Annotated in this window: 25 protein-coding genes; 12 read left to right on the forward strand and 13 right to left on the reverse strand. The window is 68.4% G+C overall.

Features of this window, described 5'->3' with window-relative positions:
• Window positions 1-36: 36 nt before the first annotated feature.
• A complete protein-coding gene (locus AC4GY7_RS06775; RefSeq protein WP_491112672.1) occupies window positions 37-2,988 on the reverse strand; it encodes a TonB-dependent receptor in 2,952 nt (983 codons plus the stop codon).
• 225 nt (window positions 2,989-3,213) lie between these two features.
• On the opposite strand from AC4GY7_RS06775, the gene folE reads away from it, so the two are divergent.
• From folE to AC4GY7_RS06790, 3 genes are read left to right on the forward strand one after another with little or no spacing between them, the layout of a single operon-like run.
• Window positions 3,214-3,840, forward strand: a complete 627-nt coding sequence (gene folE, locus AC4GY7_RS06780) for a GTP cyclohydrolase I FolE (RefSeq protein WP_443584793.1) — start codon at window positions 3,214-3,216, stop codon at window positions 3,838-3,840.
• Window positions 3,840-4,586: an SDR family oxidoreductase gene (locus AC4GY7_RS06785; protein ID WP_491112673.1), complete on the forward strand. Its 747-nt coding sequence runs from the start codon at window positions 3,840-3,842 to the stop codon at window positions 4,584-4,586. The genes folE and AC4GY7_RS06785 overlap by 1 nt, the downstream gene beginning before the upstream one ends.
• Window positions 4,579-4,929, forward strand: a complete 351-nt coding sequence (locus tag AC4GY7_RS06790) for a dihydroneopterin aldolase (RefSeq protein WP_443584795.1) — start codon at window positions 4,579-4,581, stop codon at window positions 4,927-4,929. Before AC4GY7_RS06785 ends, AC4GY7_RS06790 begins: the two co-directional genes overlap by 8 nt.
• A gap of 30 nt (window positions 4,930-4,959) precedes the next feature.
• Here AC4GY7_RS06790 and AC4GY7_RS06795 read toward each other — a convergent pair whose 3' ends face one another.
• Together AC4GY7_RS06795 and leuA are read right to left on the reverse strand one after the other, a co-directional pair.
• Window positions 4,960-5,250: a DUF6894 family protein gene (locus AC4GY7_RS06795; RefSeq protein WP_491112675.1), complete on the reverse strand. Its 291-nt coding sequence runs from the start codon at window positions 5,248-5,250 to the stop codon at window positions 4,960-4,962.
• 172 nt (window positions 5,251-5,422) lie between these two features.
• Window positions 5,423-7,078 (reverse strand): 2-isopropylmalate synthase, encoded by a 1,656-nt coding sequence (gene leuA, locus AC4GY7_RS06800; RefSeq protein WP_491112677.1) that lies wholly within the window; start codon window positions 7,076-7,078, stop codon window positions 5,423-5,425.
• 293 nt (window positions 7,079-7,371) lie between these two features.
• On the opposite strand from leuA, the gene AC4GY7_RS06805 reads away from it, so the two are divergent.
• The gene (locus AC4GY7_RS06805; RefSeq protein WP_491112679.1) at window positions 7,372-7,767 is read left to right on the forward strand and encodes a BLUF domain-containing protein; all 396 of its coding nucleotides are present in this window, start codon (window positions 7,372-7,374) and stop codon (window positions 7,765-7,767) included.
• Window positions 7,768-7,783: 16 nt separating this feature from the next.
• On the opposite strand, the gene AC4GY7_RS06810 is transcribed toward AC4GY7_RS06805, so the two are convergent.
• The 5 genes from AC4GY7_RS06810 to miaA form a co-directional block, all read right to left on the reverse strand.
• Window positions 7,784-8,392, reverse strand: a complete 609-nt coding sequence (locus AC4GY7_RS06810) for a YceI family protein (RefSeq protein WP_491112681.1) — start codon at window positions 8,390-8,392, stop codon at window positions 7,784-7,786.
• Window positions 8,393-8,604: 212 nt separating this feature from the next.
• The gene (gene ilvC, locus AC4GY7_RS06815; protein ID WP_443584925.1) at window positions 8,605-9,624 is read right to left on the reverse strand and encodes a ketol-acid reductoisomerase; all 1,020 of its coding nucleotides are present in this window, start codon (window positions 9,622-9,624) and stop codon (window positions 8,605-8,607) included.
• A gap of 133 nt (window positions 9,625-9,757) precedes the next feature.
• The gene (gene ilvN, locus AC4GY7_RS06820) at window positions 9,758-10,273 is read right to left on the reverse strand and encodes an acetolactate synthase small subunit (RefSeq protein ID WP_443584800.1); all 516 of its coding nucleotides are present in this window, start codon (window positions 10,271-10,273) and stop codon (window positions 9,758-9,760) included.
• A gap of 38 nt (window positions 10,274-10,311) precedes the next feature.
• Window positions 10,312-12,060, reverse strand: a complete 1,749-nt coding sequence (ilvB, locus tag AC4GY7_RS06825; RefSeq protein ID WP_491112684.1) for a biosynthetic-type acetolactate synthase large subunit — start codon at window positions 12,058-12,060, stop codon at window positions 10,312-10,314.
• 68 nt (window positions 12,061-12,128) lie between these two features.
• The gene (miaA, locus tag AC4GY7_RS06830) at window positions 12,129-13,070 is read right to left on the reverse strand and encodes a tRNA (adenosine(37)-N6)-dimethylallyltransferase MiaA (RefSeq protein WP_491112686.1); all 942 of its coding nucleotides are present in this window, start codon (window positions 13,068-13,070) and stop codon (window positions 12,129-12,131) included.
• Between miaA and serB the strand changes: the two genes are divergently transcribed.
• Complete coding sequence (gene serB, locus AC4GY7_RS06835; RefSeq protein ID WP_491112688.1) at window positions 13,051-13,926, forward strand: phosphoserine phosphatase SerB; 876 nt, start codon at window positions 13,051-13,053, stop codon at window positions 13,924-13,926. The genes miaA and serB overlap by 20 nt on opposite strands.
• 9 nt (window positions 13,927-13,935) lie before the next feature.
• Here serB and AC4GY7_RS06840 read toward each other — a convergent pair whose 3' ends face one another.
• Window positions 13,936-14,952: an SPOR domain-containing protein gene (locus tag AC4GY7_RS06840; RefSeq protein WP_491112690.1), complete on the reverse strand. Its 1,017-nt coding sequence runs from the start codon at window positions 14,950-14,952 to the stop codon at window positions 13,936-13,938.
• Window positions 14,953-15,105: 153 nt separating this feature from the next.
• On the opposite strand from AC4GY7_RS06840, the gene AC4GY7_RS06845 reads away from it, so the two are divergent.
• The 3 genes from AC4GY7_RS06845 to AC4GY7_RS06855 are packed head-to-tail and all read left to right on the forward strand — an operon-like array spanning window position 15,106 to window position 17,769.
• A complete protein-coding gene (locus AC4GY7_RS06845; RefSeq protein ID WP_443584804.1) occupies window positions 15,106-15,828 on the forward strand; it encodes an AAA family ATPase in 723 nt (240 codons plus the stop codon).
• A 5-nt stretch (window positions 15,829-15,833) separates the two neighbouring features.
• Window positions 15,834-16,379, forward strand: coding sequence for a hypothetical protein (locus AC4GY7_RS06850; RefSeq protein ID WP_491112693.1), 546 nt, complete (start codon window positions 15,834-15,836; stop codon window positions 16,377-16,379).
• Window positions 16,380-16,398: 19 nt separating this feature from the next.
• Window positions 16,399-17,769, forward strand: coding sequence for a tetratricopeptide repeat protein (locus tag AC4GY7_RS06855; RefSeq protein WP_491112694.1), 1,371 nt, complete (start codon window positions 16,399-16,401; stop codon window positions 17,767-17,769).
• 29 nt (window positions 17,770-17,798) lie between these two features.
• On the opposite strand, the gene AC4GY7_RS06860 is transcribed toward AC4GY7_RS06855, so the two are convergent.
• Together AC4GY7_RS06860 and AC4GY7_RS06865 are read right to left on the reverse strand one after the other, a co-directional pair.
• Window positions 17,799-19,019 carry a dihydroorotase gene (locus AC4GY7_RS06860; protein WP_491112695.1) on the reverse strand — a complete coding sequence of 407 codons (1,221 nt, stop codon included), beginning with the start codon at window positions 19,017-19,019 and terminating at the stop codon, window positions 17,799-17,801.
• A complete protein-coding gene (locus AC4GY7_RS06865) occupies window positions 19,016-19,999 on the reverse strand; it encodes an aspartate carbamoyltransferase catalytic subunit (protein ID WP_491112818.1) in 984 nt (327 codons plus the stop codon). Before AC4GY7_RS06865 ends, AC4GY7_RS06860 begins: the two co-directional genes overlap by 4 nt.
• Before the next feature lie 214 nt (window positions 20,000-20,213).
• Between AC4GY7_RS06865 and AC4GY7_RS06870 the strand changes: the two genes are divergently transcribed.
• The gene (locus AC4GY7_RS06870; protein ID WP_491112696.1) at window positions 20,214-20,495 is read left to right on the forward strand and encodes a BrnT family toxin; all 282 of its coding nucleotides are present in this window, start codon (window positions 20,214-20,216) and stop codon (window positions 20,493-20,495) included.
• Window positions 20,446-20,706, forward strand: coding sequence for a BrnA antitoxin family protein (locus AC4GY7_RS06875; protein WP_491112697.1), 261 nt, complete (start codon window positions 20,446-20,448; stop codon window positions 20,704-20,706). Before AC4GY7_RS06870 ends, AC4GY7_RS06875 begins: the two co-directional genes overlap by 50 nt.
• Here the strand turns inward: AC4GY7_RS06875 and ruvX are convergent.
• Complete coding sequence (ruvX, locus tag AC4GY7_RS06880) at window positions 20,703-21,164, reverse strand: Holliday junction resolvase RuvX (protein ID WP_491112698.1); 462 nt, start codon at window positions 21,162-21,164, stop codon at window positions 20,703-20,705. The genes AC4GY7_RS06875 and ruvX overlap by 4 nt on opposite strands.
• Window positions 21,161-22,270, reverse strand: coding sequence for a DUF3089 domain-containing protein (locus AC4GY7_RS06885; protein WP_491112699.1), 1,110 nt, complete (start codon window positions 22,268-22,270; stop codon window positions 21,161-21,163). The genes ruvX and AC4GY7_RS06885 overlap by 4 nt, the downstream gene beginning before the upstream one ends.
• A gap of 107 nt (window positions 22,271-22,377) precedes the next feature.
• On the opposite strand from AC4GY7_RS06885, the gene gatC reads away from it, so the two are divergent.
• Both gatC and gatA read left to right on the forward strand, forming a co-directional pair.
• Entirely contained in the window at window positions 22,378-22,680 is a 303-nt protein-coding gene (gene gatC, locus AC4GY7_RS06890) for an Asp-tRNA(Asn)/Glu-tRNA(Gln) amidotransferase subunit GatC (RefSeq protein ID WP_443584812.1), read from the forward strand.
• Window positions 22,680-24,161: an Asp-tRNA(Asn)/Glu-tRNA(Gln) amidotransferase subunit GatA gene (gene gatA, locus AC4GY7_RS06895; RefSeq protein ID WP_491112701.1), complete on the forward strand. Its 1,482-nt coding sequence runs from the start codon at window positions 22,680-22,682 to the stop codon at window positions 24,159-24,161. Before gatC ends, gatA begins: the two co-directional genes overlap by 1 nt.
• Window positions 24,162-24,180 lie beyond the last annotated feature (19 nt).

The following is a 24,180-nucleotide window of genomic DNA, read 5'->3' on the forward strand; positions in this document are numbered from 1 at the left end:
CTGCATCAATCGAGCGGAGGCCCGAAGGTTGCGGGCTCAGAACTTGAAGCCGGCCGCGACGCCGTAGCGCCGCGGTTCGATCGTGAAGATGTTGGTGTAGAGGCCGGATGATTGATCCGCCACCGCCTGGCCGGTGATCGCGTCGTTGTTGGTCAGGTTCTGCACGAAGGCGCGCAGGTAGAAGCGGTCGTCGGGCGCGTTGACCTGCACCTGCGCGTTCACCACCTCGTATCCCGGCACGCGGTCGATGTTAAGGTTGAAGACGCTTGCCGAGAAATTGCCGGTATAGTTGAGGTCCGCGCGCGGCACCACGGACCAGCCGCCCGCCATGTCGATCGTATATTGCGCGCCCACCGCCCATTTGTAGGTCGGCGCCTGCGGGAGCGCATTGCCGTTGAGGCCGACGGCGACGCCATCGGTGACGGTGACCGGCGTGTTGGTCGCGGCGGCCTGCGCCTGGAGGACGGAGCAGATGCCAAAGGCGCCGGTGGTGCCGGTGCCGGAAATCGCCGTCGGCGCGCGCAGGCCGACCGCCTGGTTCACCGCGGTCACGAAGCCGTTCGCCACCGCCGCACCGCCGGCATTGGGAATGACGACGCAGTTCGATGCGTTGGTGATGTCCTTGATGATGACGGTGTCGGTGCGCCCGCCCGAGGGAAGGCGCGGGTTGATGAGCGCCTTGTTGCCCGTGATCTCGCTATGCAGGTAGCTGGCGTTCATGTTCACGACGAAACGCGGGATCGGCATCAGCACCGCCTCCGCCTCGACGCCGTAGATATTGGCATCGACATTGTCGTTCACCGCCGTCCGCGCGACGATGCGGCTCAGCTGTAGCCCCTTGTACTTGTAGTAGAAGCCGGTGAGGTTGAGGCGCAGCGCGCCGTTGCCGAAGGTGTTCTTGGAACCGATCTCGAAGGCATCGACCTGTTCGGGGGCAAAGGTCGTCGGCACCGAGAAGCTCGCGGCCACCGGCGGGTTGATGCCGCCCGATTTATATCCGCGCGAATAGGATGCGTAGAGCAGCTTGTCGTCGTCGATCTTGAAGTCGAACACGGCGCGGCCGGTGAGGCGGCCGAACGACACGCTGCGGCGTGCATAGTCCTGGATGCCGGGCGTGGTCGGATCGAAATCGACCGCGGCATAATTGAGCCCGTTCTCGATCCCCGCGGCGCTATACGGGGTCAACACGCTGAGCGTCAGGTTGCGTGCCTGCACCGACTTGTCGTCGTGATTGTAGCGCAGGCCGAGCGTCAGCTTGGCTCGGCTGCTGAATTCGAAATAGGTCTCGCCGAAAATGCCGTAGGATTTCAGGCGAAAGCGCTTGGTGTCGTTGCGGTAGAAGGGCGGCCCGAGGAAGGCGGCGCCACCCACGCCGGGGATCGCCGCGGACGATCCGGCGCCGAGGATGCCGGAGGCGTAATCGAGCCCGAAGGCGTTGACGAAATAGTCGTTGTTGCGGCTGAGGCTGTCGAGATAGATGCCGCCGATCAGGAAGTTGAACGGCCCATCGAACTGGCTGTCGATATGGGCTTCGGCGGAAAACTGCCGGTTCTCGATGCGCGAGCGATCGAAATCCAGGCTCTGCGGTAAGCAGCCGATGGCATTGCCGCCATAGACGCCGAGATTGTTCGGGTCCGCCGCCGACTGGCAGATGCCGCCCGCCGGGCCGTTGGGGATCAGCGCCTGCCGCACGCCGTTGAGGAAGGGCGCCAGGCTGCCGGTGCGCCCGAAGGCGTTGAGCGCGGCAAGGCCGGGATTGCCGGCGAGCGGCGCCTCCACCGCGAGGTTGAAGTCTGTGGTGCTGTCCACCGAGTTGCGCGCATAGCCGCCGGTGAAATTGAAGCTGACCGGCCCGAAATCGTGGAAGATCTTGGCGGTATATTGCTCTTCGTCGGCGAAATAGGTCGGATTGTAGTCGATGCGGACGGTGCGCACGTCGGCGGGGTTGACCACGCCGGCATAGGGATCGGCGCCATACAGGCTCTGTAGCGCGAACGGCGCGAGCGCGGCATTGTTGACGCGGAAGAATTCGGTGGAGGTCAGCACGGCGGCAAGCGTGGAAAGGCCGTTGGTCGTCTCATAGGCCTTGGTATCGGGCAGGCAGCCCAGCACGCCGGTCGGATCGCGATGGCAGAGCTGCTTCTGGATGCGGCTGCGATTGTCCTTCTCGCGGAAATAATAGCCGATCAGGTCGACGCGGGTGTCGCTGGACGGCTCCCAGGACAGGGTGCCGCGCACCGCGTACAGGTCGCGGCCGTCGATGCGGCTGTTGTCGTAGGTGTTGCGGGTATAGCCGTAGCGGTTGAGGTAGGTGCCCGCGACGCGGATGCCGATCGTATCGCCGATCGGCAGGTTGAACATCGCCCGCGCCCGTTTCGAATCGTAATTGCCATATTCGAACTCGCCGGCGGCGTGGACGCCGCTGAGGTCGGGCTTGGCGGTGATGAAATTGACCACGCCTGATGTCGCGTTGCGCCCGAACAGCGTGCCCTGCGGGCCGCGCAGCACCTCGATCCGCTCGAGATCGAAGAACTCGCTTTCGAACAGGCGCGTCGTGGTGAGCGGCATGTCGTTGACGTGGACCGCGGTCGCCTGATCGCAGGTGGCGCCGACGCACAGGTCGCCGATGCCGCGGATCGTGAAGCTGGAGGTGGTGAAGTTCGTCTTGGTGAAGGTGACGTTGGGCAGCGTCTGTTGCAACGCCGTCGGATTGACGATCTGCTGCTTCTCGATGTTCTGCGCGGTGAAGGCGCTGACCGCGATCGGCACGTCCTGCAAGCGTTGCGACTGCCGTTGCGCGGTGATGACGATATCGCCGTTGTCGACCGCGACCGGCGCGTCCGAGGGCGCGTTCTGGCCGGGGCCGTTGGTGGGTGCCGTATTCTGTGCCGACGTGGTATCGGCGGTCTGCGCGGCGGCGGGAGTCGCTGCCAGCATGACGAAGGCGGATACGGCGGCGGAAGCGGCAAGCAGCTCGAACTTCTTCATGGTGGCATCCTCTCCCTGTCCGCTCGCCCGGTCTTTTGCCGGTGCTGGCGAAACTTCCTGTTTCGGGTATGGCGAAGCTAGCCTCCAGGAATTTCCCAGGTCAATGGATTTTTGCAAGGAAAGTTCGTGCTCTGCTCGTCGAATTGAAAAGAGCCGGTTGCAAAATCGAACTTACGGTTGGGCGCGCAGGCGCCGCATATGGGCTTGAATGAAAGGCGAAGGACGATGAGCGATCGACACGGGTCACCGGCGGATGGCGACCTGATCGAGGCAACGGGGCAGGCGGCGATCCCGGAGGATGTCGCGGCGGCGATCCGCACCCTGATCCGCTGGGCGGGCGACGATCCCGCGCGCGAAGGACTGGTCGACACGCCGCGTCGCGTTGCCAAGGCGTGGAAGGAATATTGCGCCGGCTATGGCGACGATCCTGCGCACCATCTGTCGCGCGTGTTCGAGGAGGTCGGCGGCTATGACGAGATCGTGCTGCTGAAGGACATTCCGTTCCAGTCGCATTGCGAACATCACATGGCGCCGATCATCGGCGTCGCCCACATCGCCTATCTGCCGCGCGACCATGTCGTCGGCATCAGCAAGCTCGCCCGCGTGCTGCACGGCTTCGCGCGGCGGTTGCAGGTGCAGGAGCGGCTGACCGCAGAGGTCGCCGACTGCATCTGGGACAATCTGAAGCCGCAGGGCGTGGCGGTGGTGATCGAGGCCAGCCATGCCTGCATGACCGCACGCGGCGTGCGGACCCCCGGCGTCGGCATGGTCACCAGCCGGATGATGGGCGTGTTCCGCGAGGACGAGCGCAGCCGCAAGGAGGTGCTGTCACTGATGGGCCTGCGGAGCTGATGACGCGGCACGTGCTGGTCACCGGCGGCGCCAGGCGGCTGGGCGCGGCGATCGCCCGTGCGGCGACGGCGGCGGGCTGGCGGGTGGTGATCCACTACGGCCGCTCCGCGAAGGCGGCACAGGCGCTGGCGGCGGAACTCGGCGCGGTATGCGTGCAGGGTGACCTGGCCGATAGCGCGGGCGCGCCGGCGCTGTTCGCGCGCGCGCGCGCCGCGGCCGGCGCCCCGATTGCGGGGCTCGTCAACAGTGCCTCGGCCTTCGAATTCGATCGGCCGGAGGCGGTCGATCCGGCGCTCGCCGCGCGGCTGCACGCGATCAACGCCGTCACGCCGGCGCTGCTCGCCGCAGCGTTGGCGGCGCAGGAGGACGTGGGGGAGGGCGCGGTGGTCAACCTGCTCGACCAGAAGCTCGCCAACCCCAATCCCGACTTCTTCAGCTACACGCTGAGCAAATATGCCTTGGCGGGCGCGACGACGATGCTGGCGCAGGCGCTCGCGCCCAGGGTGCGGGTCAATGCGGTCGCACCCGGCATCACCCTGCCGAGCGGCGACCAGAGCGCGGCGGAGTTCGCGCGCGTCGCCGCCGACAACCTGCTGCGCCGTCCGGTCGGCGCGGAGAATGTCGCGGACGCGGTCGCCTATCTACTCGATGCGCGCAGCGTCACCGGGCAGACGCTCTACGTCGACAGCGGCCAGCGCTTCGTGCAGCGCGACGGCGACGTGATGTTCGAGGGACGCGATGGCTGACTATACGACGATCCTCGACGGGCTGGAGGTGATGATGCGCCTCGGCATCCATCCGCATGAGGCGACGCCGCAACGCGTGCTGCTGTCGGTGCGCATGACCGTCACCTATCCCGCCCCGCCCGGCGGCGATGCGATCGAGGAGGTGCTCGATTACGACTTCGTGCGCACGGGCATCCGCGCACTGGCCGAAGGGCCCGGCTTCGCCTTGCAGGAGACGCTGGTCGAGGCCGTCGCGGCCTTGTGCCTCGGCGATCCGAGGGTGCGCGAGGTGCAGGTGCGATCGACGAAGCCGGACGTCTATCCGGATGCCCGTGTCGGGTGCGAGATCGTGCGGAGGCGCTGACGACCTTTCGGTCGATTTCGCGCGTTGACGTTATGGCCGGTCAAAGGCTGCCGAGGGGCGTGCCTGGCCGTGACGCAGCCGCCATTCGCGCGGTGACAGGACTTCCTCGAACGGCACGTCCAGCAACTGTTCGCCTGTCGAGTCGCAGATGACGTAGCCGGCGCTCATCGGATCGCAGCCATCGATCAGCATGTCGCGGGCAGTGTCCGGAATCAGTCTGCATACGTCCAGATATGCCGCCTCCAGATTCGGAAACTCGATCCCGAGGTCGTCCGGCTGGATGCTGGAACGGCGGCGGAGGTGGATCTTGTAGACGGGCATGCGGCGCTCTTCCGTTCGGCCCGTCCGGAGCAAGGCCCGGGCTGCTTCCGCGCCAAACAATACCGCAGCAGAAGACACGGCGAAATCGATGCAGGTTATAGATGTGGGATAGGGCCACGCCCATGTGAGCGGCAGCAGGATGGGCGGCCCCGCGCCCGGGCGGGGCCGTCGATCAGGCGCGGTTGGCGGCGCTCAGCACCGCGCGCACGCTGGCGGTCGCAACGTCCGTGTCCAGGCCGACGCCGAACACCGTACGGCCATCCGCCGTGCGGCATTCGACATAGGCGGCGGCCTGCGCATCGGCGCCGTGGCCAATCGCATGCTCGCTGTAATCCACCACGTCGAGATCGGGGCCGGTTTCGCCCAACGCGGCGATGACGCCGGAGATCAGGCCGTTGCCCCGCCCGGAGATCGATCGCTCCACGCCGTCGACGGCGACGCGGCCGACGAACAGGCGGTCGCCGGCATGGCCGCTTTCGTCATAGTCGCGCAACACGAAGCGATCGGCGGCGCGCGGCAGGTACGTCTCCTCGAACCGATGCCAGATATCGGTGGCGCCGAGTTCGCGGCTGGTTTCGTCGGCGAGCGCCTGCACGTGACGGCTGAAATCGGCCTGGAGGCGCTTGGGCAGCTTCAGGCCCTTGTCCTGTTCGATCACCCAGGCGACGCCGCCCTTGCCCGACTGCGAGTTGACGCGGATCACCGCTTCGTAGCTGCGGCCGAGATCGGCGGGATCGATGGGAAGGTAGGGGACCTCCCACAGTTCGTCGTTGCGCTGGTCCTGCGCGGCAAAGCCCTTCTTGATCGCGTCCTGGTGACTTCCCGAGAAGGCGGTGAACACCAGGTCGCCCGCGTAAGGCGTGCGGGGGTGGACCGGGATGTTGGTGCAATAGGTGACGGTGTTCACCACCGCATCGATATCCGACAGGTCGAGCCGCGGATCGATGCCTTGCGTGTACATGTTGAGCGCGACGGTCACGAGGTCGCAATTGCCGGTGCGCTCGCCGTTGCCGAGCAGGCAGCCCTCGACGCGATCGGCCCCCGCCATCAGCCCCAGCTCCGCCGCGGCGACGCCGGTGCCGCGGTCGTTATGGGTGTGGAGCGAGATCACCACCGCATCGCGATTGGGGATGTTGCGGCCGAACCATTCGATCTGGTCGGCATAGACGTTGGGCGTCGCGCATTCGACCGTCGCGGGCAGGTTGAAGATGATCGGTTTGTCCGGCGTCGGTTGCAGCACGTCCATCACCGCGGCGCAGACCTCGACCGAAAAATCGAGTTCGGCGGTGGAAAAGGTTTCGGGGCTGTATTCGAAATGCCAGTCGGTGCCGGGGCGCCTGGCCGCCTCGTCGCGCAGCACCTTGGCACCGTCGATCGCGATCTGCTTCACCTCCGCGCGGCTCATGCCGAAGACGATCTTGCGCCACGCCGGCGAAACCGCGTTGTAGAGGTGGACGATCGCGCGGGGTGCGCCATCCAGCGACGCGAAGGTCGTCTCGATCAGGTCGCGGCGCGACTGGGTCAGCACCTGCACGAACACGTCGTCGGGGATGCGCCCGTCGCGCACCAAACCGCTGATGAAGTCGAATTCCGTCGCGCCGGCGCTTGGAAAGCCTACCTCGATCTCCTTCAACCCCACCTTGACGAGCAGCTCGAACAGCCGCGTCTTCTTTTCGGCGTCCATCGGGTCGATCAGCGCCTGGTTGCCGTCGCGCAGGTCGGTGGAAAGCCAGCGCGGTGCCTTGGTGATCGTGCGCGATGGCCATTGGCGGTCGGCGATGTCGATGGTCGAGAAGGGGCGGTACTTGGTCGAAGGATCGCGGAGCATGTGTCGGTCCCGTCTGTCGGCGCCGCGGGACCATCAGGGTCGCGCGCGGCGGAGTGGCGCTGAAGCGTTATCCGGCCCTTAGGGGAGCGTGCACGAGCAACCGCCGCCCTAAGGGCGGATAAGTCGAAGCAGGGTGATCGTGCAATCCATCTCGACCGCGTTCATGGCCGAGGCGGACGGGCTTGTCCAGCCATCGGCGAGATGCGCATCGTTGACCTTGCGTTAAGCACCGCGCGGTATCGCAAGAAGGGACGCGGGGGCGTGCCTCTAACCTGTGTTGGGAACGACTTACGATGCGTCAACTCGTCTATATCAGCAGCATGCGGCGCCAGGCTGCGGTCGATCCCGCGGCGATCCTCGCCCAGTCGCGGCGCAACAATGCGCGGGCGCGGGTGACGGGCCTGCTGTTCTTCGACGGCAAGCGCTTCCTGCAGGCGCTGGAGGGGGACGATGCGCAGGTCGATGCGACCTTCGCCCGCATCCAGCAGGACGATCGACACCATGCCCTGGTCGTGCTGTCCAACCGCGAGGTCGAGACACGCGAATTCGGCGAATGGGCGATGGCGTTCAACGTGCCGGGCGACGGCGATGCCGATATGCTGGAGCGTGTCGCGAAGCTGACCGCGAACGCCGACCCGGCGGTGCGCGCGACGTTCGAGGGCTTCGCCAAGGTGCGGCGCGCGGCCTGAACCGCGCGCGGCGGCCTTATTGGGCGGTGAAGGCGGCGTTGATGTCGAGCTTCACCGTGTCGGCGACCACCGGCGTCGCATAGCCGAGGCCGAAGTCGCTGCGCTTGATCGTCGTCGTGCCGCGGAAGCCGAAGTTCAGCTTCTTGCTCATCGGATTGGTGCCGGCGCCGACGAAGGTCGCATCGATCGTCACCGGCTTGGTGACGTTCTTGATCGTCAGATTGCCGGTGATCCTGGCGCCGTTGCCGGCCGCGACGACGCCGGTCGAGACGAAGCGCGCGGTCGGATAGGTCGCGGCATCGAAGAAGTCCTTCGACTTCAGATGGTGGGCGAACTGTTCCGACGTGACCGACAGCTGGTCGATCGCGAAGGTCACGTCGAGCTTGGTGGCCGCGGGCTTGGCGGGATCGATGGTCAGCGTGCCGCCCTGTGCGCCGAACTGGCCCGACAGCATGCTGAAGCCCATATGGTTGAGCGTCCAGGTGACCTGCGTGTGCGCGGGATCGACCGCATAGGTGCCGGCGGTGACCGCGGCCTTGTTCGGCGTGCCGGGCAGGCCGGTCTGCGCCAGGGCGGGAACGGCAACCGCGACGGCGGCCGAAAGCAGGACGGGAAAGAGACGCATGATGGAAGCTCCGTGGGATCGTTGCGGAGGTTTAATCATGCCGCCGCCCGGCGGGGAAGGGGCCAGTTGCGAAACGGAGCGTTGCGAGTGACCCATTGGCCGTCCCGCCCTTACCCTCACCCTCTCGCCGCCTGCGGCGTCTTCTCCCTCTCCCGATGGGAGAGGGAGGGAGCGGCGGAGCCGCGGAAGGGTGAGGGTGGGCGCCCGACGTGTCAGTTCTTCGCCTTGTCGACCAGCTTGTTGGCGCCGATCCAGGGCATCATCGCGCGCAGTTCCGATCCGACCTGTTCGATCGGATGCGCGGCCGCCTGCTTGCGCGCGGCCTTCAGCTCGGGCTGGCCGGCGCGGTTGTCGAGGACGAAGTTCTTGACGAAGCGGCCCGACTGGATGTCGGCGAGCACGCGCTTCATTTCCTTCTTCGTCTCGTCCGTGATGATCCGCGGACCGGTCACGATATCGCCGTATTCGGCGGTGTTGCTGATCGAATAGCGCATGTTGGCGATGCCGCCTTCATACAGCAGGTCGACGATCAGCTTCGTCTCGTGAAGGCATTCGAAATAGGCCATTTCCGGCGCGTAGCCTGCCTCGACCAGCGTCTCGAACCCCGCCTGGATCAGATGGGTGACGCCGCCGCAGAGGACGGCTTGCTCGCCGAACAGGTCGGTTTCGCACTCCTCGCGGAAGTTGGTTTCGATGATTCCGGAGCGGCCGCCGCCGACGCCGCTGGCATAAGCGAGCGCCACGTCATGGGCGTTGCCGCTGGCGTCCTGATGGATGGCGATGAGGCAGGGGACGCCGCCGCCGCGGACATATTCGCTGCGCACGGTATGGCCCGGCCCCTTGGGCGCGATCATGATGACGTCGATATCGGCGGGCGGCTCGATCAGCCCGAAATGCACGTTGAGGCCGTGTGCGAAGGCGAGCGCCGCGCCGGGTTTCATATTGCCCTTGAGGTCCGCGTCCCAGATCGCCGCCTGATGCTCGTCCGGCGCGAGGATCATGACGATATCGGCCCACTCGGCCGCTTCCTTGTTGGACTTCACCGCAAAGCCAGCGTCGATCGCCTTCTTCGCCGTCGGCGATCCCTCGCGCAGCGCGATCGCGATGTCCTTGACGCCCGAATCGCGCAGGTTCTGCGCATGGGCGTGGCCCTGGCTGCCATAGCCGACGATGGCGATCTTCTTGTCGGTGATGAGGTTCAGATCGGCGTCGCGATCGTAATAGACTTTCATGATGATCCCTTTCGTGAAGTCCGTCATGCCAGCGCAGGCTGGCATCTCATGCGGCAAGGGCGGTGCGCTCTAACCTGGAGACCCCAGCCTGCGCCGGGGTGACGATGGTTGCGTAACGTGGAGTTGAAGGCGTTCAGGCCGCCTCTTTCCCGCGGGCGATGGCGACGATGCCGGTGCGCGCGACCTCGATCAGGCCGACTTCACCCATCAGTTCGACGAACTTGTCGATCTTCTCGATCGACCCCGTCACCTCGAACACGAAGCTGGTCGTCGTCGCATCGACGACGCGGGCACGATAGACGTCGGCGAGGCGCAGCGCCTCGATGCGATGGTCGCCGGTGCCCGCGACCTTCACCAGCGCCAGCTCGCGCTCGACGTGCGCACCCTGGGCGGTGAGGTCGGTGACCTTGTGCACCGGCACCAGCCGCTCCAGCTGGGCGATGATCTGCTCCATCGTCGCCGGCGACGCGCTGGTGACGATGGTGATGCGGCTCACCTGCTTGTCGGCGGTGATCTCGCTGACCGTCAGGCTCTCGATATTGTAGCCGCGCGCGGTGAACAGGCCGGCGATCCGCGCGAGGATGCCCGGTTCGTTGTCGACGATGACCGCCAGCGTGTGGCGTTCGGTGGCTTCGGTCTTGATGTGCAAATCTATTCCTCCCCGGCACGGGGAGGAGCATTAAGGTGTCACACCAGCGCTTTCGCCTCGTCGTCCATCGTGCCGGACACTTCGTTGGCCTGCAGGATCATGTCGGTGTGCGCCGCGCCCGACGGGATCATCGGGAAGCAATTGGCGAGCTTCGCGACGCGGCAGTCGACGATCACCGGGCCGTCATGGTCGAGCATCGCCTGGATGCCATCCTCCAGATCGGCACGATGGTCGATGCGGATGCCCTTCCAGCCATAGGCCTCGCCGAGCATCACGAAGTCGGGCAGCGAATCCGAATAGCTTTCGGCATAGCGGCTCTCATAGGTCAGCTCCTGCCACTGGCGGACCATCCCCATATATTCGTTGTTGAGGATGAAGATCTTGACCGGCAGCCGGTATTGCGTCGCGGTCGCCAGCTCCTGGATGTTCATCTGGATGCTCGCCTCGCCGGCGATGTCGATGACCAGCGCGTTGGGATTGCCGAGCTGCGCGCCGATCGCGGCGGGCAGGCCATAGCCCATCGTGCCGAGCCCGCCGCTGGTCAGCCAGGTGTTGGGCTTTTCGAAGCCGAAATGCTGTGCCGCCCACATCTGGTGCTGGCCGACCTCGGTGGTGATGATCGGATTGCGGGCGTGGGTCGCCTCCCACAGCGCGCGTATCGCGCGTTGCGGCATGATCGCGTCGCCGGCGGCTTCCGGAAAGTCGAGGCTCTTTACCGCGCGCCAACCGGCGATGCGATGCCACCAATCGGCGGTATCCGGCTTGGGATGCTGGCGCGCCTTCCAGATGCGGACCATGTCCTCCATCGCGTGGCCGGCATCGGCGATGATGGCGAGGTCGACGCGGACGTTCTTGTTCACGCTCGACCGGTCGATATCGATATGAACCTTGCGGCTGTTCGGGCTGAACGCGTCGAGCCGGCCGGTGACGCGGTCGTCGAAGCGGCTGCCGATCGCGACGATCAGGTCGGCCTGGTTCATCGCCATGTTCGCCTCATAGGTCCCGTGCATGCCGAGCATGCCGAGGAACTGATCCGACGATGCCGGGAACGCGCCCAGCCCCATCAGCGTCGAGGTGACCGGCGCGCCGGTGATGCGGGCGAGTTCGCGCAACAGCTGCGATGCCGCGGGTCCGGCGTTGATGACGCCGCCGCCGGTATAGAGGATCGGGCGTTCGGCGGCGGCGAGCATGTCGACGACCTGCTCGATATCACGCTGCGGCGCCTTCACCTGCGGCCGGTAGGTCTTGTGCTGGATCGGACCGGGCTTGGTGTAGCGCGCGGTCGCGACCTGCACGTCCTTGGGGATGTCGATCACCACCGGGCCGGGGCGGCCGCTGGTCGCGATATGGAACGCCTCGTGGATCGTCGGGCCGAGCTTCGCCGGGTCCTTCACCAGGTAATTGTGCTTGGAACAATGGCGGGTGATGCCGACGGTATCCGCCTCCTGAAAGGCATCGGTGCCGATCAGGCCGGTCGGGACCTGGCCGGTGATGACGACCATGGGGATCGAATCGAGCAGCGCATCGGTGATGCCGGTGATCGCATTGGTCGCGCCGGGGCCGGAGGTGACGAGCACGACGCCGGGCTTGCCCGTCGAGCGCGCATAGCCTTCCGCTGCATGCGTCGCCGCTTGTTCGTGGCGAACGAGGATGTGCTTGATGCGGCCCGACCGGAACATCGCGTCGTAGATCGGCAGGACGGCACCGCCCGGATAGCCGAACACGACCTCCACGCCGAGATCGCACAGCGCCTCGACCAGGATGTCTGCTCCGCTTTGTTCGCCCACGGTTCGTCTCCGCCTGAAGGTTGGTGCGGCGGCGGGTAGCGGGGCAGGGACGGGGGGTCAACCCCGTTCTATAATAAACTTGCTATGATCGCTATTAAATCATTCGAATCTGTCGCGCGCATCCAGGCTGGGGGCGGTTGATTTCGGAACCAGGTATATTGGCGCTTGGCGTAGCGCCGCGTGTCGAGCTGGATGCTGCCCAGCATCCGGTCGTAAGATGCTGCGCCTGCGAGATAATCGGCGATCGGCGGGACACCGATGGCGCGCCGGATCGGCGCATCGGCCGCCACGTCGCGCCGGGCGAGCAGCGCAGCGACCTCGTCGATCGCACCATCCGCCAGCATGGCGACGCAGCGCGCGTCGATCCGTTCGAGCAGCGTGTCGCGATCCGGCAGCAGGATGGCGGCGGCGAGGGCGATCGTGTCGCCGATGCCGCCCGTCGTTGCGGCCTGCCAATGCGCGAGCGGCCGGCCGGTCGAGCGCACGACCTCCAGCGCGCGGGCGACGCGCGTGGTGTCGGCGGGGGCGAGCCGGGTGGCGGCGGCAGGATCGGCGCGGGCGAGCAGGCGGTGCGCCTCGGCGACCGGCAGCGCGCGCACCTCCGCGCGGATCGCGGGATCGATGGCGGGCACGGGGGCGATGCCGTCGATCAGCGTGCGCAGGTAAAGGCCGGTGCCGCCGACCAGGATCGGCAGCCGGCCGGAGGCATGGGCGGCGGCGATGGCGTCGCGCGCCTCGGTCGCCCAGCGCGCGGCGGAATAGCCGGCATCCGCGGCATCGACATGGCCGAACAGGCGGTGCGGCACGCGCGCCTCCTCGTCCGCGCTCGGGCGGGCGGTGAGGATGCGGAGGTCGGCATAGACCTGGCTGGCGTCGGCGTTGATGACGACGCCGTCGTACCGCTCGGCGAGGCGGATCGCCGCGGCGGACTTGCCGCTGGCGGTCGGCCCTGCGATGAGCGCGACCCTAGGTTTCGGGTGGGAGGCAGCGATGTTCACGGCGACGCTCATAGGCGATGCGCTGACCGGAGGCGACCTGTCGGCGGCGGCCGATCGGCTGGCGGCGGCGGGCTGCGCGCCGGGCGCCGCGGCGTGGCTCGACGAGGGCGCGGCGGCCGACATCGGCTTCGCCGCCGATCCGACGGCCGCACGCCAGGCGCTGGAGGACGCCTTCGCCGGCACCGACATCGTCGTCCAGCCGACCGCGACCCGCCGCAAGAGGCTGATCGTCGCCGACATGGATTCGACCATGATTACCGTCGAATGCATCGACGAACTCGCCGACTATGCCGGCATCAAGGCAGAGGTCGCGGCGGTGACCGAGGCGGCGATGCGTGGCGAACTCGATTTCGAAGGGGCGCTGGACGCCCGTGTCGCGCTGCTCGCCGGGCTCGATGAGCGGGTCATCGCGCAATGCCTCGCTGAGCGCGTCCACATCATGCCGGGCGCCCGGGCGCTGGTCGGCACGATGCGTGCGAACGGCGCGGAGGCGGTGCTGGTTTCGGGCGGGTTCACCCGCTTCGCCGAGCCGGTGGCGGCGGCGATCGGCTTTTCACGCGCCATCGCCAACGTGCTGCTGATCGAGGACGGGAAGCTGACCGGCACCGTCGCCAAGCCGATCGTCGGGTCGGCGACCAAGGAGGAGACGCTGCTCGCCGCCATCGCGGCGGGCGGGATCGATCCGGCGCTCAGCCTGGCGGTCGGCGACGGCGCGAACGATCTCGCGATGATCCGGCGCGCCGGCCTGGGCGTCGCCTATCACGCCAAGCCGATCGTCGCCGCCGCGGCGGCCGCGCGGATCGATCGAGGTGATCTCAGCGCGCTGCTCTATGCACAAGGCTATCGGCGCGCCGACTGGGTGGCCTGAGCCGCCGGCTTACGGCGCCACCACCACGCACGGCACGCCGGACGCCGCGCACGCCTTTTGCGCCGCCGCCTTGGAAGCGAAGCCGCCGGCCTGCAGACGGATGACCGAGCCGGCCTTCACATAGGCGGGCTCGGCGCCGCCGATCTTGCCGCGGACGCGCGCCCATTGCGTGCTGGCGTTCGCCTGGGTGCTGAAGGCGCCAAGCTGGATCCGCCAGCTGCCGCCGCTCCGTTCGGCACGCTCGGGCTGCGGGCGGGAAGGTGCCGGGCGGTGTTCCGCCCGCTCCGGCGCCGGGCGGGCGGGGGCAGGAGCGGGCCGGTCGGGTGAAGGCACCATGGCGGGGCCGCCCCGCGCCAGCGGTCCCGCGGCCGGGCGCTGTTGCGCCAGCACGACGCGCGGCGGCGGGGCATCGTTGGCCGGTACGCTCGCCAGGGTGGCACGGCCGCGTGAGGTGGATGCGCCGGGTGCCGCCGCCGCATAGCTCTGTGCCAACCCGAGCCCGCGCTCGCGATCGACGGGGGTGACGTACTGGTCCATCTGCGCCAGCGTCTCGGACGCCGCCTTCAACCCCGCCTGCGAGGCGAGCGTCATCAGCGCATAGGCGCGGGGGTAATCGCGCGGCACGCCGTCGCCGTTGAACAACATGGTGCCGAGCACCAGCTGCCCGCGCGGCTCGCCGCGGCGCACCGCCTTTTCCAGCCAGGGTGCGGCCTCCGACTTGCGGCCCGCCTGGAACAGGGCGAGGCCGTAATTGTCCTCCGCTTGCGGATGGCCCTGCAATGCCGCCTTGCGGAACCAGCTTTCGGCGAGCACCGGGTCGAGCGGCACGCCGCGGCCGAGCTTGTAGGCCTGGCCGAGGTTGAATTGCGCGTCGGCATCGCCGGCCACCGCCAGGCCGCGCCATTGCGCGACGGCCGCCGGAAAGTCGCCGCGGCTCCACGCATCGACGCCGGCCTTGACGGTCTGCGCGGCCGCCGGCGCGCCCGCGATCGTCAGTCCGGCAGCGACCCACAGGATCGTACGCATGCTTGTCACCCCTTTAACCCTTGCCGCCGCCTTCATGCCCCGGCGCGGCGCCCGAGCAAAGCGCGATCGCGCACCTGCAACCATTAACGGCTTTTTAGGCCGGTTCTGGCAGGTCTGTCGGTGGAATAACGCTAATTTTCTCAAAGGGGGCCTATGCGCGTTCTCGCGATGGCATCGCAAAAGGGCGGTTCGGGCAAGACGACCTTGTCAGGCCACCTCGCCGTGCAGGCGCAGCTGGCGGGGCATGGGCCCGTCGTGCTGATCGACATCGATCCGCAGGGCAGCCTGGCCGACTGGTGGAACGAACGGTCCGCCGAATATCCGGCCTTCGCCCAGACCACCGTCGCGCGGTTGCAGGCCGATCTGGAGGTCTTGCGCCAGCAGGGCTTCAAGCTCGCCATGATCGACACGCCGCCCGCCATCACCATGGCGATCCAGAGCGTCATCAACGTCGCCGAACTGGTCGTCGTGCCGACGCGGCCGTCCCCGCACGATCTGCGTGCGGTCGGCGCCACCGTCGACCTGTGCGACCGGGCGGGCAAGCCGCTGATCTTCGTCGTCAACGCCGCGACGCCCAAGGCGCGGATCACCTCCGACGCCGCCGTCGCGCTGTCGCAGCACGGCACCGTCGCGCCGATCACCATCCACCAGCGCACCGATTTCGCCGCGTCGATGATCGACGGGCGCACGGTGATGGAGGTCGATCCCAACGGCAAGTCGGCGGGCGAAGTGGCCCAGCTCTGGACCTATATCGCCGATCGCCTGGAAAAGAATTTCCGCCGCACCGTGTTCAGCGTCCCGACGCTGTCGGGCGGTCCCGGCTTCGGCCAGCGGACCGCGGCGAGCGGCTTCGGCCGCCGCGTGGTGGGGGGCTGAGCGCGATGTTCGGATCGTCCAAGCCGATGGCGTCGCTGTCGTCCGGCCTGCTCGCCCGCAAGGGGCAGGCCCGCCCGGCGATGCGCAGCCAGGGATTCGGCGGCTTCGGCAGCCACAACCAGGGGCCCGACGATCTCGGCTGGAACGACATGGGGACGGAGCCTTCGTCCGTCGCTGCGCCGGTGCCGGTCGCCGCGGCCGAAGCGCCTGCGCCGGTTCCGGCACCTGCGGCGCCCGCCGCCGCCGAGCCGGTGCCGACGGTGCTGGTGCAGCGCGAATTGCTCGCCGCGCAGATCGAATCGCCCGCGGCGGTGAAATCCGTCTCGGTCGCCACCGCGACGCGCATCCGGCGCGAGACGCAGCATGGCGGCAAGGCGGCATTCACGCTGCGGGTCGACGCAGACCGGCACCTGCGGCTGCGCCTTGCGTCCGCGATCACGAACCGGTCCGCGCAGGATCTGGTGACCGAGGCGCTCGATGCGCTGCTCGGCGCCGTGCCCGAGGTGGAGGCGCTGGTGGCGCAGCTGCCGCCGGCGAAGACCGCCCGCTGAGCCTTTTGGGGAATATGCGATGACGCCTCGTTTGATCCTGACCTTCGGCCTGTCCGCGCTGGTGTTCGGCGGCACGATGGTCGGCTGCACCGCCACGTCCGATCCGCTGGCCAAGGCCAGCGATCGCAGCACGGCGCGCGCGACGAAATCCGCCTCGCGCGATGCTGCGAAGGCGATGAAGGCACTGAACCACCGCGATGGCACCGCCGCTGTGCCTTATGCGGAAAGCGCCGTGGCGCTGGCGCCGCAGGACGCCGGCTATCGCATGGTGCTGGGGCAGGCGTATCTGCAGGCGGGGCGGTTCGCCTCGGCGCGCGACACCTTTGCCGACGTGCTCCAGCTGAACGGCGCGAACGGCAAGGCGGCGCTCAACCTCGCGCTGGCGCAGATCGCGACGGGGGACTGGGCGAGCGCGCGCGCGACGCTGGAACGCAATGCGGCGATCATCCCGATCGGCGATCTCGGCCTCGCCACGGCACTCGCGGGCAATCCGGCAGGCGCCGTGGCGATGCTCACCGATGCGGCCCGCACGCCCGGTGCCGGGCCGAAGGTGCGGCAGAACCTGGCGCTGAGCTATGCGCTCGCCGGCCAATGGGGCATGGCGCGCGTCGTCGCGGCGGCGGACATGTCGCCGGCCGATGTCGATGCGCGTATCGCGCAATGGGCGGCCTTCGCGCAGCCCAAGGGCGCGTCGGACCAGGTCGCCTCGCTGCTCGGCGTGACGCCGGTCGTCGATGCTGGCCGCCCGGTCGCGCTGGCGCTGACCGCGCCGGTGCAGGTGACGCCGGTCGCCGATACGCCGATCGAGACGGCTGCAATGACTGACGCTCCCGTTCCCGCTCCGGTCGCTGCGGCAGCGAGCGCTGAAGCTTCCGTCGCCGCGCCCTCTCCGGCCGCGACGCAGCAATTCGCCAAGGTGGTGTTCGGCCCGCGCAATCCGGTCGTGCAGCCGCTGCCGACCATGCTGATCCGGGCCGATGCGGCGCCTGCCAAGCTTGCCCTGGCGCAAGGCGGCGCGCGCGTCGGCGGCAGCCGCGTGGTGCAGGATGTGCCTGCGGCCATCCCGTTCGTCCACAAGCCTGCCGCGGGCGGCGGCGACTGGTATGTGCAGCTTGGCGCGTTCAGCAATGTCGCCATCGCCAAATCGGGCTGGGACCGCGCGACGCGGCGCTTCGCCTCGCTCTCCGGCCATCAGCCGACCGGCACGCCGATCGCCGCGCGGCAGGGATCGCTCTACCGCCTGTCGGTGGGCGGCTTCACCCGCGAGGACGCCGACCGGATGTGCCGCCGCTACCGTGCGCAGGGCGGCGACTGTTTCGTCCGGCGCGAGGCCGGCGACCGCATGGCGCAATGGCTCGCCACGCCGGTGCGACTCGCCTCGCGAGGCTAGGTCTCTCGACAGGGCTGAGCCGCAGGCGTTCACACCTCGCGGCCGCCTTTCCACAGGCGCAGCACGCGGCCCTGTACGGGCAGGCCGTCGAAGGGGGTATTGCCGGCCGACGCCGTGAAGGCGGCGCCGTCGATCTGCCACGGCGCATCGGCATCGAACAGCATCAGATCGGCAGGCTTGCCCGGTTGCAGCGTGCCGGTGTCGAGGCCCAGCACCTGCGCCGGATGGGCGGCGAGCATCGCCATCAGCCGGTCGAGCGGCAACAGCCCGTCGCGCACCAGCATCAGCGCCAGCGGCAGCAGCGTCTCCGCCCCCGCCATGCCGGCCGCCGAATCGGCGAGCGGCAGGCGCTTCGCCTCCGGCCCATGCGGATCGTGCGCGGAGGCGAGTACGTCGATCGTGCCGTCGGCCACCGCCGCCCGCGCTGCCTGCCGGTCGGCCTCGCTGCGCAGCGGCGGCGACAGATGCGCATAGGTGCGGAAATCGCTCATCGCGATCTCCGACAGGTGCAGGTGGGCCGGCGTGATGCCGCAGGTGACGCGCACGCCGCGGCGCTTGGCGGCACGGATCAGGTCGAAGGCGGCAGCGGTGGTCGCCTGGCGGATGTGGAGCCGGGCGCCGGTCTCCTCGGCAAGCATCAGGTCGCGCGCCACCGCCAGCGCCTCGGCGACCGCAGGGGCGCTGGCGAGGCCGAGCCGCGTCGCCGTCTCGCCGTCGGTCGCCACCGCGCCGGCGGTGAGGCCGCCGTCCTCGGCATGCGTGACGACGGCGATGTCGAGGTCGCGCGCATAGCGCAGCACGCGCAGCATCACGCCGCTGTCGGCGATCCAGCCGCGTCCGGTCCCGACCGCGCGCGCGCCGGCGGAGGCGCAGATCGCCATCTCCGCCATGTCCTCGCCGGCGAGGCCGCGCGTGGCGGCGGCGATCGGGTGGATCCACAGGTCGGGCTTGCCGATCAGCGCGGCGCGCTGGACGATGCCGGGATCGTCGAGCACCGGATTGCCATCCGGCATCAATGCGACGCGGACGATGCCGCCGGCGCGGCAGGCGGCGCGATCGACCTTGAAGACGCCGAGGTCGACGATGCCGGGCGCCAGCGTCTTGCCGCCGCAATCGACCGTGATCGCATCGGCCGGAGGCGCGACGGTGCCGGTCGCGGCGATGACGCCGTCGCGGACCAGCAGGCTGCCCTGGGCGACGCCGGTGGCGGGGCAGGCCAGGCGTGCGTTGACGAAGGCGATCGTGCTCATGCCCAGCCCTCCACGCCGCGTGCGCGCCGGGTGAGGACGTCGAGGCAGGCCATGCGCACCGCCACCCCCATCTCGACCTGTTCGGTGATCGCCGATTGCGGCCCGTCGGCGACCGCCGAATCGATCTCCACCCCGCGGTTCATCGGCCCGGGATGCATGACGAGGGCGTCGGGTAGCCTCGCGAGCCGCTCCGGCGTCAGACCGTAGCGCAGGTGATATTCGCGGCTGGACGGGATATAGCCACCCGCCATCCGCTCGTTCTGGACGCGCAGCATCATCACCACGTCGGCACCGACCAGCGCTGCGTCGAAGTCGGTGAACGGCGTCACCCCCATCCGCTCGATCGCGGCCGGCATCAGGGTGGATGGCGCGCACACGCGCACCTCGGCGGCGAGCGCGGTCAAGGCCAGGATGTTGGAACGCGCGACGCGGCTGTGCAGCACGTCGCCGCAGATGACGACCCGCTGGCCGGCGATCGATCCCTTGCGGCGGCGGATGGTGAGCGCGTCGAGCAGCGCCTGGGTCGGATGTTCGTGGCGCCCGTCACCGGCGTTCAGCACCGAGCAGTCGACCTTGTCGGCGATCAGCCGCACCGCTCCGCTTGCCATGTGGCGGATGACGATCACGTCGGCGCGCATCGCGTTCAGCGTCTGCGCGGTGTCGATCAGCGTCTCGCCCTTCTTCACGCTCGATTGCGCGGCATGCATGTTGACGACGTCCGCACCCAGCCTCTTGCCCGCGATTTCGAAGCTCAAGAGCGTGCGCGTGCTGTTCTCGAAGAAGGCGTTGATCTGCGTGAGCCCGGCGAGCCGCTTGTCGGGCGCGGCATGGCTGCGGTTCGCCGCCACCCACGCTTCCGCCTCGTCGAGCAGGAAGGCGATCTCATGCGGCTGGAGCCCGTCGATGCCGGTGAGGTGCCGGTGCGGGAAGACGGCGCCACCCTGGATCAGGGTAGCGGGACGGTGATCGGAGGCTTGCATCAAGCGCGCCGGGTAGCGCCGGCGGGGGACGGGGGCAAGCGGGACGCCACTTGACGGTCGGAGAACTTTACGTATATACGAAAATACCGACACCGAGCAAACCGAGCAAACCGAGCAAACCGAGCAAACCGAGCAAACCGAGCAAACCGAGAACCTAGGAGCAGACAGATGAGCACCAACTCTCGCCTGCGGGCGACCTTGAGAAAGTGGTTCCATGCGGATTGTTTACGATGCGGCGAAGCGAGAGCTGGTTCTCGCGCAGCGCGCGCTTGATATTGGCCGTGCGGCAGACGTCTTCGCCGGTTTCCATCTGACGAGACGCGATGATCGTCACAGCATCGACGAAGAGAGATGGATCTCGGTCGGCATGTTGGACGATGACGTCGTCATATTGGTTTGGACCGAACGCGACGAGGGACGCCGCATCGTCACGATGTGGAAAGCCAATGACAAAGAACGTACAGCATACCACCGGCACCGCGATCGACCGGGATGACATCAAGCCCGAGCTGGACGACAGCTGGTTCGATGAAGCCGATGCCTTTGTCGGGAGCAAGCTGGTCCGCCGGGGCCGCCCCAGCCTCGAAACGCCGAAGCAGCCCGTGTCGCTCAGGCTGGATCAGGATGTTATTGCCTGGTTCAAGCGCGGCGGCGGTGGCTGGCAAACTCGCATGAACGACGTTCTGCGCAAGGCTGCCGGCCTTTAGACCATCACCAGCGCGTCGATCGCCGCTTGCAGGATGTGCGCGGCGGCGAGATTGTCGATCCGTTCGGCACGCTTGGCGCGGCTCATGTCCTGTTCGATCATGGTGCGCTCCACCGCCACCGTGCTCCAGCGTTCGTCCCACAGCAGGATGGGGAGGGCGAGGTCGGCGCAATTGCGGGCGAAGGCGCGGGTCGACTGGCTGCGCGGGCTCTCGCTGCCGTCGAGGTTGAGCGGCAGGCCGAGGACCAGGCCGCGGACCTGCTGCGCGGTGGCGAGGGCGGCGAGCGCCGCCTTGTCGGCGGTGAACTTGGTGCGGCGGATCAGTTGCGCGGGGCTGGCGAAGCTCCAGCCGGCATCGCACAGCGCGGTGCCGATCGTCTTGGTGCCGAGGTCGAGGCCGAGCAACCGGCCGCCGCCGGGCAGCGCCTCGCGAAAGGCGGCGCGATCGAGGGTTATCATCGCTTCGCCCCGAACGCGGCGAGGCGGCGCAGCGCGTCGGCGCGGACGTTGGCCCAGAACAGGCTATAGTCGTAGACGTGATAGTTGTTGCCGGGCAGCACGTAATTGCCCAGTTCCGGCGGCTCGCCGATCAGCAGGAAGCCGCGCGGACCGCAGCGGGCGGGCACCTTGGCCGGCGTGATGACCGCGGTGGCGAGGTCGGCGGAGGGGTAGAGCGTGCCGAGGTTGGCGCTCGCCGGGGCGGCGGCATCGGCGGTGCCGGTCAGCGGGTTGGTGCAGACCAGCGGCGTGTCCTTGCGCGTGCGGCCATCGAAGCCGGTCGAGCGATCGTAGAGATCGGTGACGAGCGACGGATCGGCGGGTTCGGCGAAGCTTTCCCACGACAGCAGGCAGCGGGCCTGATCGGGCCGGGTGCATTGCGGGAGGCCGAGCGCGGCGAGATCGGTGCTCTTCGACACCGGCCAGCCGACGACATAGGCGGCGACGATACGCCGCGCGATCGGCTTGCCCGCCACCTGTTCGCGCAGCAGGCGGGTGAGGTGGAGCGCACCCTGGCTGTGCCCGGCAAGGATGATCGGCCGTTTCGGATCGACCTGCTTCACGAACGCGGCAAAGGCGGCGGCGACGTCGCCATAGGCGAGATCGAGCGCGCGGTTGGCATCGGCGACGCTGGTCAGGAAGGCGCCGAACGTCGCCTGGCGATAGCGCGGCGACCAGACCGCGCCGGCCGCGTTGAACGCGCTCGCCTGCCCGCGCAGGAAGATCGCGGTGCGCGCATTGGTTTCGGGATCGTCCAGCGCCGCGTTCCAATGGTCGCGGCCGATGTAGGAGGTCGGATGGATGAAGAAGACCGCCGCCTGCGGCTTCGCCGCGGGCTGGTAGCCGGCCGGCGTCCACAGCGAGGGGTTGCCGGCGATGTCCGGCCGGGCGACCCACATCCTGGCGTCGGCATACACCTTCGGGTCGACGCGGGGCTGGCCGCGGAACTGCTCCGTCGGGACCAGCGCCATGCGCAGGATTTCGACGCCGTACAGCCGGTAGGCGATGCCGCCGGCGATCACCAGCGCGATGAGAACGGCGAAGACATAGAGGAATTTACGGGCCAAGGCGGACGGGTTCCCGGATGGGCGGGGGAGGCGCCCTGATGGACGAGCGTCGCGTCGCGCGCAACACGAGGTTGCAAGGGCGGCGACGCCTCTGCTAGCCGCAGGCCATGTCCGTAGACACCGCCACCGTGAAGAAGGTCGCCGCGCTCGCGCGCATCGCGATCACCGACGAGGATGCGAGCCGCCTCGCCCCCGAACTCAGCAACATCCTCGGCTGGATCGAGCAACTGGGCGAGGTGGATACCACCGGCGTCGAGCCGATGACCGCGGTGATCCCCAACCGGCTGCGGCTACGCGAGGACGTGGTCAACGCCGATCCGCTGACCGGCGGCGGCATCCGCGATGCGCTGATGGCCAACGCCCCACAGGCCGAGCACGGCTTCTTTACCGTTCCCAAGGTGATCGAATAATGGCCGACCTGACCGACCTCGGCATCGCCGCCATCCGCGACGGCGTGCGCGCCGGCACCTTTTCCGCGGTCGAGGTGGCCGACGCCTTCGTGGTGAAGGTGGCCAAGGCCAAGCCGCTCAACGCCTTCCTGGTCGAAACCCCCGATCATGCGCTGGCCGCAGCCCGTGCCGCCGACGCCGCGCGCGCGGCGGGCGAGACGCTCAAAGCCCTCGCCGGCGTGCCGATCGGCATGAAGGACCTGTTCTGCACCAAGGGCGTCGCCACCACCGCGGCGAGCGACATCCTGGGCGGGTTCACTCCGCCCTACGAATCGACGGTGTCGCAGAACCTGTGGGATGCCGGCGCCGGCATGCTCGGCAAGCTCAACATGGACCAGTTCGCGATGGGTTCGTCCAACGAGACGAGCGCGTTCGGCAACGTCCTGTCGCCTTGGCGCAAGGCGGGCAGCAATGCGCCGCTGGCGCCGGGCGGCTCGTCGGGCGGCAGCTCGTCGGCGGTGGCGGCGCGGCTGTGCCCCGGCGCGACCGGCACGGATACCGGCGGCTCGATCCGCCAGCCCGCCGCCTTCACCGGCATCAGCGGCATCAAGCCGACCTACGGCCGCTGCTCGCGCTGGGGAACGATCGCCTTCGCCTCCAGCCTCGACCAGGCCGGGCCGATGGCGCGCGACGTGCGCGACTGCGCGATCATGCTGGAGGCGATGGCCGGCTTCGACGCCAAGGACGCGACCTCGCTGCAACTCGACGTGCCGCGCTGGGAGCATGGCCTGTCGCCCAGCCTTGCCGGCAAGCGCGTCGGCATTCCCAAGGAATATCGCGTCGACGGCATGCCCGAGGAGATCGAGGCGCTGTGGCAGGCCGGGGTCGACTGGCTGAGGGATGCGGGCGCGGAGATCGTCGAAGTCTCCTTGCCGCACACGAAATACGCGCTGCCCGCCTATTACATCATCGCGCCGGCGGAAGCCTCGTCCAACCTCGCGCGCTATGACGGCGTGCGGTACGGCCTGCGTGATCTGCCCGATGGGGCCGGATTGCAGGACATGTATGCCGCGACCCGCGCCGATGGCTTCGGTGCGGAGGTGAAGCGGCGGATCATGATCGGCACCTATGTGCTGTCGGCCGGCTTCTACGACGCATACTATACCCAGGCGCAGAAGATCCGCACGCTGATCGCCCGCGACTTCGAGCGCGCGTTCGAGATGTGCGACGTGCTGCTGACGCCCACCGCGCCGTCGGCGGCGTTCGCGCTGGGCGAGAAATCGGCGGATCCGATCGCCATGTACCTCAACGACGTGTTCACCGTGCCCTCGAGCCTGGCGGGGCTGCCGGCGATGAGCGTGCCGGGCGGGCTCGACAAGGACGGGCTGCCGCTGGGCCTGCAGATCATCGGCCGGCCGCTGGACGAGCAGGGCGTGCTCAATGCCGGCCTCGCAATCGAGCAGCGCGCCGGCTTCACGGCGCGGCCGGATGCGTGGTGGTAGACGATCGGGCAACCCAATG

It is taken from the genome of Sphingomonas sp. SP5, assembly GCF_058313455.1.